Source organism: Streptomyces sp. VRA16 Mangrove soil (genome assembly GCF_017377775.1).
Classification (GTDB): domain Bacteria; phylum Actinomycetota; class Actinomycetes; order Streptomycetales; family Streptomycetaceae; genus Streptomyces.
Window position 1 is genome coordinate 84,258 of record NZ_JAFVLN010000020.1, and the last position, 13,131, is coordinate 97,388.

Consider the following 13,131-nt stretch of genomic DNA (forward strand, 5'->3'; position numbering starts at 1 on the left):
GCCGTTCAGTCGATGCCGGAGCGTTCCACCCCCGCCACGATCCACCGCTGGAACAGCAGGAAGACCAGCAGCAGCGGCACGATCGACACGGCCGCCGCGATGAACAGCTCGTGCAGCCGCACCACTTGGGACGTGGTGAACGACGACAGGGCCACCTGCACCGTCCAGGCGCTCCGGTCCTGCCCGATGACCAGGGGCCACAGGAAGGAGTTCCAGGCACCGATGAAGACGATCGTGCCGACCGCGGCGAACACGGGCCGCGCGTTCGGCACGACCACTCTCCAGTACGTGCGCCAGTAGCCGAGCCCGTCGACACGCGCCGCGTCCTCCAACTCCCGCGGAAACCCCAGGAAGTACTGCCGGAAGACGAAGCACGCGAAGGCGGAGAAGAGGGTGGGGACGATCAGTCCGCGCAGCGTCGACACCCAGCCGAGCGACGACACCAGGACGAAGGTCGGTACGAACGTCACGGCCGCCGGGACCATCAACGTGCCGAGGATCGCGTAGAAGACCTTGTTCGCGTGCCGGTACGGGATGCGCGCGAGCCCGTATCCGGCGAGGGACGCGAGCAGCAGCGTGCCGGCGGTCGTCACGACCGCGATCAGCGCGGAGTTGAGGAGGGAGCGGGCGAACGGCACCGAGGTGTCGTCGAAGAGCTCGCTCAGGTTGCCCCACTGGACGGCGGACGGGAAGAACGTCCAGTCGGGCGAGGTGATGTCCTCCTCGCGGGCCAGGCCGTTGCGCAGCAGCAGGTAGAAGGGGATCAGGAAGAGCAGCGCGAGCGCGACCAGAAGGACGAGGCGCAGGGCGCGGCCCGCCCGGACCAGGGCGTCGTCGTGGACGCGGGCCATCAGTCGGCCTCCTTTCCGCCGAGCCCGAACCAGCGGGCCTGACCGATCGTCACCACCGCGATGATCAGGGCGAGAAGGACGGCTCCCGCGCTGCCGAGACCGAGGTTCTGCCCCTGGCCGAGGGCGGTGTAGTAGAGGTAGACGAGCGGCGGCCGTGCGTAGGGCGGGTAGCCGCGGGCGTCGGAGAGCAGGTTGTAGAACTCGTCGAAGGCCTGGAAGGCGTTGATGACGAGGAGCAGCACGACGGCCACGGATGTGGCGCGCAGCTGCGGGAACGTGATGTGCCGGAACACCTGCCAGCCGGGACGCGCGCCGTCAACCGCCGCCGCTTCGTAGAGAGTCGGGCTGATGCGTTGCAGTCCGGCCAGGAACAGGATCATGTAGAAGCCGGCCTGGAGCCACAGCCGTACGGTGACGACGACGAGCCAGTACCAGGGTGGATGCGTCGTCGACAGCCAGGCGATCTGGTCCACGCCCACGTAGCCGAGCAGGGTGTTGGCGAGCCCGAAGCGCACCCCGTTGAAAAGGGACATCTTCCAGATCAGCGCCGCGACGACGTAGCTGCACGCGGCCGGGAGGAAGAAGACGGAGCGGAAGAACGCCTGGGCGCGCCGCAGCCGGTTCACCATGAGGGCGAGGGCGAGCGAGGCCGCGTACGTCGTCGGCACGATGAAGAGGGTGAAGACGCAGAACGTCCACAGGCTGGAGGTGAACGCGTCGTCCTTCAGCAGGGCCGTGTAGTTGTCGAGCCCAACGAAGGCGTCCGGGGTGACCGTGTTGTGGGCGTCGAAGAAGCTGAGCCAGACGCTCCAGCCGAGCGGGACGTACGTGAAGACGAGCAGCCCGAGCACGAACGGGCCGACGAACACCCAGAACCACAACGCCCGGTTGCGCTCGCGCAGTCGGTCCGTGCTCGTGGCGCTGCGGCTCACTTCTTCTTCACGCGGTCGAGCTCCGCGGACACCTTCCGTACGACCTTCTTCAGCTCGCTGTCCGGGTTCGCGCCGTCCTTGATGATGCGGTTGAGCGCGTCCTGGTACGCGGTCTGCGCGGCCGGGGTCCACAGCAGCGGCTGGGCGTAGCCGTGTTCGGTGGTGAAGCGGACCGCGTCGGCGGCGGCGCCCTCACGCAGCTTGGCCGCCTTCTTGGCGAGGGAGATCCGGGCCGGGATGTGGAAGCCGTAGGAGAGCGCGAAGTCCTCCTGGTAGTCGGTGCGTTCGACCCACAGCCACTTCAGGTAGTCCTTGCCGGCCTGCTGGTGCCTGCTGCGCGTGGAGACGGCCGCGGCGTACGCGCCGACCGGCACGGACGGCTTGCCCTGCGCCCCCTCCTTCGGGAACGGCAGCACGCCGAAGTCGTCGCCGAGCGCCTTCTTTACGGCGGGCAGCGCCCACAGGCCCGACCACTGCATGGCGGTGAGTCCCTGGGTGAACGCCGACGGGTCCGACCAGTCGGCGGGCGCGCCGAGCAGCAGCGACTTGTCGGCGTAGAGGCGGTGGATCTTGCCGAGGGCGCGGGCGGCGGCCGGATCGTCGAAGCCGACCTCGCCGTCCTCGGTGACGAGGCTGAGCCCGGCGGCGTAGAGCGGGGTGCCGCCGAGGACTCCGGCGCCCGCGTCGTTGCCGAGGAAGAGGCCCTTGACCTTCTTGGTGGTCAGTTTCCTTGCCGTGTCGACGAGTTCGTCGAGGGTCGCGGGCGGCTTCACCCCCGCGGCGTCGAGCAGGCTCTTGCGGTAGTAGAGCATCTGCATGTCGATGACCTGCGGGATGCCCCAGATCTTGCCGTCGTGGCGCTTGGGGGCGAGGACGGCCTGGTTGAAGTCGTCCTCGACGCCCTTGAGGAGGTCGGTGAGGTCGGCGACCTGCCCGCCCTGGATCATGTCCAGGCTGGGCCCGTTGACCTCGAAGACGTCGGGGCCCGAGTCGGTGAGCAGGGCGGCGGCGGTCTGCTGGTCGTAGTTGCCGGGGCGCCACTGCACGCTGACGGCGGCCTTCTCGTAGGCGGCCGCGTACTTCTTCACGGCCTGCTCGGTGCCCGTCTCGCCGTACTGGTGGTACCACTGCGACAGCTTCGGTCCGCCGCCCGATCCGTCGCCCCGGCCCGTGTTCGACCCGCACGCGCTGAGCAGACCGAGCGCGGAGCCGGCGGCTCCGGCGGTGAGCAGTCCCCTGCGGCTGATGGTCATCGCGGGTGTCCCCCTGTCGGTTCGCTGTTCGGTTCCTGTGAGCCTGTCGGCCCCAACGATCAACCATGCGCGGCGGTTGCGACAGGGAAACGACAGCCGTGTGTCGTTGTCCACGGCGTCACTGCGCGTCAACCACCGCGAACGAACCGTCAGAGTGCGGAGTTTGCAGGTCAACAGCGCGTCAAGACGGGCTGCGGCGGAGCCCGGTCCGGCCTACGGTGCGCTGCATGGAAGACGAGGTCCTCGACCGTCACTGGGCGCACGAAGTGCGGGCCGCGCTGCTCTGCTCCGGCCTGACGCTCGGCCTGGCCACGGCCATCGACGCGGAGCACGAGACCCTGAGCCCCGCCCGCGCGGCCCTGTGGACGGGGCTGTCCCTGCTGCTGTACGGAGTGCTGCACCCGCCGCGGGTCTCGGCGGGCCCCGGCCGGCTCGTGGTCCGCGGGCTGTGGCGGCGCCGCCACGTCTGCACCGACCTGCTGGTCTCGGTGCGCAGGACCGAAGGTGTCGCCCCGCGCCTGGAGCTGCGGGACACCCTGGGCTCCCGGGTGGCGTGCGACCCCGCGGTGCTGCTCGCGAACCCGGTGCTGTGGCATCAGGTGGAGACGGGCGCCCGGCGGGCCCTGGCGCGCGGCCTGATGACCTCCGGCGAGGACGTCGTCCGGGTGCTGGCGGCGCGCCTTGACGGCGATCTGGCCCGCCCCCTCTTCGAAGCGGCGGGCCTGTCGGCTCGCGGAGCCCGTGTCTGAACCCCCGTCGTCCGCCCGAAGGGCCTGGGGCGACGTGCGGCGAGCGGGCGTGCCGGGGGTCGGGGCGCAGACGGGGGTCCAGGCCCCGGGCTCTCAGCCCTTCAGGCCCGCGTACGACACCCCGGTGAGCTGTTCGGACGCCGCCCACAGGCGCTCCCCCGCGCTGTCGTTGAGGGTCCACGAGGCGCGCCACGACGCCGTGGGCGCGCCGCGGGCCAGCAGGCGCGGCCCGTAGAAGCCGTCGGGGCGGACGCCGGGCGCCGTGGCCGCGTACAGGGTGGGCAGGGCGCCGCCGTCCGCGGACTGGGCGAAGAAGCGGTTGCCGATCTCGTAGAACCGCTCCATGCCCCGCTTGCCCTCCATCTGCGGGCCGCGGGCCTGGAGCTCGGTGGCGGCGTAGCCGGGGTGCGCGGCGGCGGCCACGAGGCCGGTGCCGGTGGCGCGCCGGGCCAGTTCGTGCACGAAGAGGAGGTTGGCGGTCTTGGAGCGGCCGTAGGCCACCCAACGCCCGTACTTCTTCTCGCTGTTGAGGTCGCCGATGTCGATGTTGGCGAGGGCGTGCATCCCGCTGGAGACCGAGACGACACGAGGTGCGGGGGCGTCGAGGAGACTCGGCAACAGCAGGCCGGTGAGCGCGAAGTGCCCGAGGTGGTTGACGCCGAACTGGGTCTCGAAGCCGTCGGCGGTGCGCCGGTGGGGCAGCGCCATGACGCCCGCGTTGTTGACGAGCAGATCGAGGGTGCGGCCCGTCCACGCGTCCGCGAACTTCCGCACGGAGTCGAGGTCGGCGAGGTCCAGCGCCCCGAACTCGACGTCGGCGCCCGGCACTTCGCCGCGCACCCGCTCCACCGCCGCGCTCCCGCGTTCCGCGCTGCGGCAGGCGAGCACGACCCGGGCGCCGGCCCGCGCCAGCTCCCGCGCGGCGCAGTACCCGATCCCGCTGTTGGCCCCGGTGACGACGGCCGTGCGGCCGCGCTGATCGGGGATGTCGCTCGCGTTCCAGCCGCTCATGGCGGTGCTCCCTGGGGATCGGTCCGGCTTCCTTACCCGACAGTAAAGTGGCCGCCCCGATTCCGCTCAACCCCGGCCGCCCGCGTACGCGAAAGGGCGGCACCCCCCGCACAGGGGTGCCGCCCTTCATATCGCACCGGAGCCGCCGCGATCGGTGAGGGTCGGGGACCGACGACGGCTCCGGGGGTTCACACGGCGGGTGTCAGCGGTGGTCGCTGCCCGTCGAGGTGGACGCGGCGCGGCCCGCCTCCAGGCGCGCGACCGGGATGCGGAACGGGGAGCAGGAGACGTAGTCGAGGCCGACCTCGTGGAAGAAGTGGACCGACTCCGGGTCGCCGCCGTGCTCACCGCAGACGCCGAGCTTGAGGTCGGGGCGCGTGGCGCGGCCCGCCTCGGCGGCGGCCTTCACGAGCGAGCCGACACCGTCCTTGTCGATCGTCTCGAACGGGGAGACCCCGAAGATGCCCTTCTCCAGGTACGCGGTGAAGAAGCTCGCCTCCACGTCGTCCCGGCTGAAGCCCCAGACCGTCTGCGTGAGGTCGTTGGTGCCGAAGGAGAAGAACTCGGCGGCCTCGGCGATCTGTCCGGCCGTGAGGGCGGCGCGGGGCAGCTCGATCATGGTGCCGATGGCGAGCTTCAGCTTGACGCCGTACGTCTCCTCGACCTCCGCGATGACCCGGTCGGCCTCCTCGCGGACGATCTCCAGCTCCTGGACGGTGCCGACGAGCGGGATCATCACCTCGGCGCGCGGGTCTCCCTTGGCGTTCTTGCGCTCGGCGGCGGCCTCGGCGATGGCCCGTACCTGCATGGCGAACAGGCCGGGGATGACCAGGCCGAGACGGACGCCGCGCAGACCCAGCATCGGGTTCGACTCGTGCAGCCGGTGCACGGCCTGGAGCAGCCGCAGGTCGTTCTCGTTGGCGTCCTGGCGGGACTCGGCGAGGGCGACGCGCACCGACAGCTCGGTGATGTCGGGCAGGAACTCGTGCAGCGGCGGGTCGAGCAGGCGAATCGTGACCGGCAGGCCGTCCATCGCCTCGAAGAGCTCGACGAAGTCCTGCTTCTGGAGCGGCAGGAGCTCCTTCAGCGACTCCTCGCGCTCGACGTCGGTGTCGGCGAGGATCAGCTTCTCGACCATCTCGCGGCGCTCACCGAGGAACATGTGCTCGGTGCGGCACAGGCCGATGCCCTGGGCACCGAAGCGACGGGCGCGCAGCGCGTCCTCGGCGTTGTCGGCGTTGGCGCGTACGCGCAGGCGGCGTACCCGGTCCGCGTAGGCCATGACCCGGTGCACGGCGCCGACCAGCTCGTCGGCGTCGTCGGCGCCGGCGTGCATGCGGCCCTCGAAGTACTCGACGACCGGGGACGGCACGACGGGCACCTCACCGAGGTAGACCTTGCCGGTCGAACCGTCGATGGAGACGACGTCGCCCTCTTCCACGACCACGCCGCCGACGGTCATCCGGCGCCGCTTGGTGTCGACCTCCAGCTCCTCGGCGCCGCACACACAGGTCTTGCCCATGCCGCGCGCGACGACGGCCGCGTGCGAGGTCTTGCCGCCGCGCGAGGTCAGGATGCCCTCGGCGGCGATCATGCCGTCGAGGTCGTCGGGGTTGGTCTCACGGCGAATGAGGATGACCTTCTCGCCCGAGCGCGACCACTTGACGGCGGTGTACGAGTCGAAGACCGCCTTGCCGACCGCGGCGCCCGGCGAGGCGGCGATGCCGCGCCCGAGCTGCTCGACCTTCGCCTCCTCGTCGAACTTCGGAAACATCAGCTGCGCGAGCTGGGCGCCCGTGACGCGCTGGAGCGCCTCGGCCTCGTCGATCAGGCCCTGGTCGACGAGCTGCGTCGCGATACGGAAGGCCGCGCCCGCCGTGCGCTTGCCGACGCGGGTCTGGAGCATCCACAGCTGGCCGCGCTCGATGGTGAACTCGATGTCACAGAGGTCCTTGTAGTGGTTCTCAAGGGTCTCCATGATCTGCATGAGCTGGTCGTACGACTTCTTGTCGATGGACTCCAGCTCGGCGAGCGGCACGGTGTTGCGGATGCCCGCGACGACGTCCTCGCCCTGCGCGTTCTGCAGGTAGTCGCCGTACACGCCCTGGTGGCCCGAGGCGGGGTCGCGGGTGAACGCGACGCCCGTGCCGGAGTCGGGGCCAAGGTTTCCGAAGACCATCGAGCAGACGTTGACGGCCGTGCCGAGGTCGCCGGGGATGCGCTCCTGGCGGCGGTAGAGCTTCGCGCGGTCGGTGTTCCACGACTCGAAGACGGCCTTTATGGCCAGGTCCATCTGCTCGCGCGGGTCCTGCGGGAAGTCCCGCCCGGCCTCGGTCTTGACGATCTTCTTGAAGCGCGTGACGAGCTTCTTCAGGTCGGCCGCGTCCAGGTCGGTGTCGACCGTGACCTTCTTGGTGCGCTTGGCCTTCTCCAGCTCCTCCTCGAAGAGGTCGCCGTCGACGTCGAGCACCGTCTTGCCGAACATCTGGATGAGGCGGCGGTACGAGTCCCAGGCGAAGCGGTCGTCGCCGGCCTGCTTCGCGAGGCCCTGCACCGACTTGTCGGAGAGACCGATGTTGAGGACGGTGTCCATCATGCCGGGCATGGAGAACTTCGCGCCCGAACGGACCGACACCAGAAGGGGGTTGTCGGCCTGGCCGAGCTTCTTCCCCATCTGCGCCTCAAGGGCTTCGAGGTGCTGGGTGACCTCGTCACGGAGTGCCACCGGCTCGTCGCCGCTGTCGAGGTAGACCTTGCAGGCCTCGGTGGTGATGGTGAACCCCGGAGGGACCGGAAGGCCCAGGTTGGTCATCTCGGCGAGGTTCGCGCCCTTGCCGCCCAGGAGGTCCTTGAGGTCCTTGTTGCCCTCGGTGAAGTCGTAGACGAACTTCGCGCCTTCGTTGGCTACCTGAGGATCTTTGTTTTCCGACACGGGTCTCGACTCCTCGAGGCTCGGTGGCTGCCCTGACGGCGAGGAACATACCCAGATCCAAGGCCCATGGGTACGTCCACTTAGCTGTCATGCGGCCGTAACCACCCGTCCGCCAGGAGATCGAAAGTGACTGACGGGTACGGGAAGCAGACCTCCCGCCTTCAAGGCATAAACACGCAACCCCCGTAGAGCCCGAATATCGCTCACATGAGCAGCTACTGCACTCACTTGCGTTCAAGACATAAATGATCGAGCAGTGGCACTCAGTGCCAGGTATTGAAGAAGCGCAGGCGAGGATTTCGCGCTCATCTGAGCGCAAGGGCTATCAAGGGTGGCGAGAATCACGCCGTTTGAAGCGGCTCACGGACGGTCCGATGTCAGCATGCGGACAGCCTGAAACAGCCGTGACGGGGCGAAACGCGCCTGTCACACGCCCAGCGCCGCGAGCCGCTGCTCGGCCCGCTCGGGCGCGTACAGCTCCTCCACCACCAGCGCTCCCGCTCCGATGAGCGCGGAGCGGTCGCCGAGCCGCGCCGTGACGACGTCCAGGTGCGCGGTCGAGCGGGTCAGGGCGCGCTGGTACAGGAGTTCGCGCACGCCCGTGAGGAAGGGAGTTCCGGCCAGATCTCCGGCGATCATGAGAACGCCGGGGTTGAGCAGCGTGACGACGGTGGCGAGCACCTCGCCCACCGCGCGCCCCGCCTCCCGCGCCAGGCGCACCGCCTCCGGGTGCCCGGCGCCGAGCAGCTCGCGCACGTCCGAGCCGGACTCGGCGGGCACCCCAGCCTCCTCGGTGAGCCGGCGCGCCAGGGCCCGGCCGCTCGCGACCGCCGCCAGGCAGCCGTACGAACCGCACCGGCACAGCGCGTCGGCCCCCTGCGGTACGCGGATGTGCCCGATGTCGCCGGCCCCGCCGTCGATGCCGCGGTAGATGGCGCCGTCTACGACGACGCCCGCGCCGATCCCGGTGGAGACCTTGACCAGGACGAAGGCGGCGCAGTCGGGGTGGGACGCGCGCTGCTCCCCGTACGCCATCAGGTTCGCGTCGTTGTCGACGACGACCGGCAGGTCGGACGGGGTCGCCGCGTGCTCGGCGGCGGCGCGGCCGAGCCGGCCCGTGATGTCGTAGCCGTCCCAGCCCGGCATGATCGGGGGCTGTATGACGCGGCCGCTGCCGGTGTCGACCGGGCCCGGGACGGCGAGCCCGATGCCGCACACGGTCCCGGCGTCGCGCCCCGACTCCTTGATCAAGTCGCCGAACCAGACGCCCAGTTGCGACAGGACGTTCTCCGGACCGTCCTGCACCGTCAGGTTCCCGGTGCGCTCGGCGAGGATCTCGCCGGACAGGGTCAGGACGGCGGCGCGGGCGTGCCGGGTGTCGAGGGCGGCTGCGAGCACGACGGCGTGCGTGTCGTCGAACTCCAGGTGGATCGAAGGGCGGCCGCCGAGGCGGGAGTTGACGGTCTCCGCGGTGCCCTCACGCAGCCAGCCGGCCCGGAAGAGACGGCCGAGGCGCTGGCCGACGGTGGCCCTGGACAGGCCGGTGACCTCCTGCAGCGCGCCGCGCGTGGTCGCCCGGCCGCTGCGCACCAGGTGCAGAAGATCTCCGGCGTTCGCCTGGTTCCCCGCCATCGCGCCCCCTCCTTCTCCGTATCCCTTGCGTTCATCAACTCGGCGTTACATTCTAGGTTTTGCGTGTTAAGTAGACGTAACTCTATGCTGCCTGCTGCGTAACCGGCACCCCGGCAGTTCACGGACGTACGCGCGGGAGAACATGTGGAGCACACCACCGAGCGGCTCAGGGCCGCGGCACCCACGGCCGGGGCCAGGCGGCGGGAGCCGGAGCACGAGCCGCTGTGGGACCGCGCGGTCCGGGTCCTCGACGCCAACTGGACGGGGGCGTCGACCGTCCCCTCGCGCACGCTGTACCCGCACCAGTGGTCGTGGGACTCGGCGTTCATCGCGATCGGGCTGCGGCACGTCTCCCCCTTACGCGCCCAGACGGAGCTGGAGACGCTGCTGAGCGCCCAGTGGGCCGACGGCCGGATCCCGCACATCGTGTTCAACCCTGCCGTCCCGCTGGACGCGTACTTCCCCAGTCCCGACTTCTGGCGCTCGTCGAGCGTGCGGGGCGCCCCGGCCGCCGTGGAGACCTCGGGGATCGTGCAGCCGCCGGTGCACGCGCTCGCCGCCTGGCTGGTGCACCGCGCCGATCCAGAACTCTCCCGCGCCCGCGGCTTCCTGACCCGCGTGTACCCCGCGCTCGCCGCCTGGCACCGCTATCTGCTGCACCGCCGCGACCTGGGCGGCGGCGGGCTCGCCTCCGTCGTGCACCCCTGGGAGCAGGGGATGGACAACTCTCCTTGCTGGGACGGGCCGTTGAGCCGGATCACCCCGGCCGAGCCGCGCATGTTCCGGCGCGCCGACCTGGAGCACGGCGCGGCGGACGACCGCCCGACGGACCTCGACTACGGCCGCTACGTCCGCCTCGCGATGGACTACCGCGACGCCCGGTACGCGGACGACGACCAAGGGGCGGCCCGAAGGACCTCTGTCGAGGGCGGTGGCGGGAGCCGGGCGGGAGGGGAGTTCGCGGTCGAGGACCCGTCCTTCAACGCGCTGCTCGCGGCGTCCGAGCACGCCCTCGCGCGCATCGCCTGCGAGCTGGGGGCGGCGGGCACGGCGCGGCACGCACGCGCGGAGCGGCTGACGGCGGCCCTCGTAGAGCGCCTGTGGGACCCGGCGGCCGGCATGTTCTTCTGCCGTGACGTGCGCGGGGCAGGACCGATCGAGGAGTACAGCGTGTCGGGCCTGCTCCCCCTGATCCTGCCGACGCTGCCGCGCGACGTGGTCCGCGCGCTGGTGCGCACCGCGCGCGGCCCGCACTTCGGCATCGGCGACCGGGTGCGGCTCGCGCCGAGCTACGACCTGCTGGGCCCGGCCTTCGACCCGCACCGTTACTGGCGCGGCCCGGCCTGGTTCAACACCAACTGGCTTCTGGAGTACGGGCTTCGACTGCACGGTGAGCTCGGGGGTGCGGCCCGGCTGCGCGCGGCGATGCTGGACACGGCCGGGGCATCGGACTTCGCCGAGTACGTCGATCCGTACACGGGGGCGGGCTGCGGCGCCCGCGGCTTCGGCTGGACCGCCGCACTGACGCTGGACCTGCTGAGCCCCCAGGGGCCGCGCAGCCACGCACGGGACACCGCCGGGCAGGCGGTAACGCGGGGACAGGGCCCAGGAGGGTGCTGAGGCCCTCAGCACCCTCTTAAGGAAGGAACCTCTCGATGACGGACACACTCGGCGGACACGGCTACGGCTTCGGGCACGGCCGCACCACCCCACTCCTCGTCCGCGGCGGCACGTTCGCGTCGTTCGACGCGGGCGGCGGGCTGAGCGCGGTGCGCGGCGGCTCGTCGGGGTTCGCGCCCGACGGCCTGTTCGTCCGGGACGCCCGGCACCTGAGCCGCTGGCAGCTCACGGTCGACGGGGCCGCACCCGAGGTGCTGACCCCCTTGTCGTACGAGGACGGGGGCGTCGCCCGCTGTGTGCTCGTGCCGCGCGGCGGGCGCCAGGAGCCGCCCGCGTACACGCTCTTCCGCGAACAGGCCCTCGGCGAGGGCGCGTTGGTGGACCTGCTGCGGATCGTGTCGAACCGGCCGGTGCCGACCACGGTACGGGTGGCACTGACCGTCGACGCCGACTTCGCCGACCAGTTCGAGCTGCGCTCCGACCATCGCACGTACATGAAGACGGGCGCGGTGCGCAGGCGTGAAGTGCAGGACGACGGCGTGGAGTTCACGTACACGCGGGGCGACTGGCGTTCGTCGACGACCGTGACGAGCGACCCGGCGCCGGAGGCCGTGGAGGAGACCGGCACGGGGGCGCGCCGGCTGGTGTGGACGGTGGAGCTCGACGCGCAGGGCAGCGCGGGGCTGACGCTGCGGGTGGCGGCGCGCCCGCACGGCGTCCCGGACGTACCGGTGCCCGTGTCCCCGGACGCCGCGGCCGCCGAACTCGCCGCGTCCGTCGCGGAGTTCGGGCAGGGCGTGACGCTGCCGGGTGCCTGGCCCGAGCTGGCGGCGGCGTGTGCGCAGGGGCTCGCGGACCTCGCGGTCCTGCGGGTGCCGGCGGCGGGCCCGGACGGGGAGCGGCTTCTGGTGCCGGCGGCGGGGGTGCCGTGGTTCCTGACGCTGTTGGGCCGTGACGCACTGCTGACCTCGCTCTTCGCCCTGCCCTACCGCCCCGAACTGGCCGCCGCCACGCTCCCCGTGCTCGCCGCGACCCAGGCGACCGAGCGGGTCGAGGGGGCCGTCGCGCAGCCCGGCAAGATCGTGCACGAGGTGCGGCACGGGGAGCTGGCGCACTTCGGGCAGGTGCCGTACGGGCGCTACTACGGCTCGGTGGACGCCACTCCGCTCTTCCTGGTCCTGCTCGGCGCGTACACCGAGCACACCGGGGACGCGGCGCTCGCCCGGCGCCTCGAAGCGCACGCGCGGGCCGCGGTGGGCTGGATGCTCGACCACGGCGGGCTCACCTCGCGCGGCTACCTGGTCTACCGCGCCGACCAGGGCGGCCTGGCCAACCAGAACTGGAAGGACTCCCCCGGCGCGATCTGCTCCGCGGACGGCAGCCGGGCGACGGGCCCGGTGATGGCGGCGGGCGCGCAGGGCTACGCGTACGACGCGCTGCGCCGCACCGCGGTCCTCGCCCGCACGGTGTGGGACGACGTGGTCTACGCGGAGCTGCTCGAACAGGCGGCGGCGGATCTGCGGGACCGTTTCCTGCGCGACTTCTGGATGGAGGAGAAGGGCTTTCCCGCGCTGGCCCTCGACGGCGAGGGCCACCAGGTCGACGCGCTGGCCTCGGACGCCGGGCATCTGCTGTGGTCGGGGCTGCTCGACAAGGAGTACGGGGAGGCGGTGGGGCGGCGCCTGCTCGAACCGGACTTCTTCTCCGGCTGGGGGGTCCGCACGGTGGCCTCCGGCCAGGCCGCGTACCACCCGCTCTCCTATCACCGGGGTTCGGTGTGGCCGCACGACAACGCCCTGATCGCGCTCGGGCTCGCCCGGTACGGGCTGCACGACGAGGCGCGCGTCGTCGCGGGCGGGCTCGTCGCGGCGGCGGCCGCGTGCGGTGGGCGGCTTCCCGAGGTCGTCGCCGGCTACGAGCGGGAGGCGTACCCGGCGCCGGTCCCGTATCCGTACGCGTGCGCCCGCGAGTCACGGTCGGCTGCGGCGCCGCTGGCACTGTTGAGCGCCGTCGGAGGTTAGGCCGGGGGCCTTCCCGAGGAGATGCCGCACCGCAGGTGCGGCATCTCAGGGGCGCGGGGCCCTGTCGATATGCGGCTCCGCCGCGTGGGCGCGACCAGCCCCCGCCGAAACCGCACCCGGCGACGAAACC

At 71.5% G+C, this 13,131-nt stretch carries 9 protein-coding genes; 3 read left to right on the forward strand and 6 right to left on the reverse strand.

What is annotated here, in order from left to right; genetic code table 11:
* Positions 1–5: 5 nt before the first annotated feature.
* From J3486_RS37405 to J3486_RS37415, 3 genes are read right to left on the reverse strand one after another with little or no spacing between them, the layout of a single operon-like run.
* The gene (locus J3486_RS37405; RefSeq protein ID WP_207828298.1) at positions 6–851 is read right to left on the reverse strand and encodes a carbohydrate ABC transporter permease; all 846 of its coding nucleotides are present in this window, start codon (positions 849–851) and stop codon (positions 6–8) included.
* A complete protein-coding gene (locus J3486_RS37410) occupies positions 851–1,783 on the reverse strand; it encodes a carbohydrate ABC transporter permease (RefSeq protein ID WP_207828299.1) in 933 nt (310 codons plus the stop codon). The genes J3486_RS37405 and J3486_RS37410 overlap by 1 nt, the downstream gene beginning before the upstream one ends.
* A complete protein-coding gene (locus tag J3486_RS37415; RefSeq protein WP_207828300.1) occupies positions 1,780–3,036 on the reverse strand; it encodes an ABC transporter substrate-binding protein in 1,257 nt (418 codons plus the stop codon). The genes J3486_RS37410 and J3486_RS37415 overlap by 4 nt, the downstream gene beginning before the upstream one ends.
* Before the next feature lie 227 nt (positions 3,037–3,263).
* Here J3486_RS37415 and J3486_RS37420 point away from each other — a divergent pair, with 227 nt between their 5' ends.
* On the forward strand, positions 3,264–3,785 hold the full coding sequence (locus tag J3486_RS37420; RefSeq protein WP_207828301.1) for a hypothetical protein: 522 nt from the start codon (positions 3,264–3,266) through the stop codon (positions 3,783–3,785).
* A gap of 93 nt (positions 3,786–3,878) precedes the next feature.
* On the opposite strand, the gene J3486_RS37425 is transcribed toward J3486_RS37420, so the two are convergent.
* From J3486_RS37425 to J3486_RS37435, 3 genes are all read right to left on the reverse strand, one after another.
* Complete coding sequence (locus J3486_RS37425; protein ID WP_207828302.1) at positions 3,879–4,796, reverse strand: oxidoreductase; 918 nt, start codon at positions 4,794–4,796, stop codon at positions 3,879–3,881.
* Positions 4,797–4,998: 202 nt separating this feature from the next.
* Positions 4,999–7,728, reverse strand: coding sequence for a pyruvate, phosphate dikinase (ppdK, locus tag J3486_RS37430; protein WP_207828303.1), 2,730 nt, complete (start codon positions 7,726–7,728; stop codon positions 4,999–5,001).
* A gap of 426 nt (positions 7,729–8,154) precedes the next feature.
* Entirely contained in the window at positions 8,155–9,360 is a 1,206-nt protein-coding gene (locus J3486_RS37435) for an ROK family protein (protein WP_207828304.1), read from the reverse strand.
* Positions 9,361–9,504: 144 nt separating this feature from the next.
* Here J3486_RS37435 and J3486_RS37440 point away from each other — a divergent pair, with 144 nt between their 5' ends.
* Together J3486_RS37440 and J3486_RS37445 are read left to right on the forward strand one after the other, a co-directional pair.
* Positions 9,505–10,980, forward strand: coding sequence for a hypothetical protein (locus J3486_RS37440; protein ID WP_374194818.1), 1,476 nt, complete (start codon positions 9,505–9,507; stop codon positions 10,978–10,980).
* A gap of 35 nt (positions 10,981–11,015) precedes the next feature.
* Positions 11,016–13,001, forward strand: a complete 1,986-nt coding sequence (locus tag J3486_RS37445) for a glycogen debranching N-terminal domain-containing protein (RefSeq protein ID WP_207828306.1) — start codon at positions 11,016–11,018, stop codon at positions 12,999–13,001.
* The last annotated feature ends 130 nt before the right edge of the window (positions 13,002–13,131 follow it).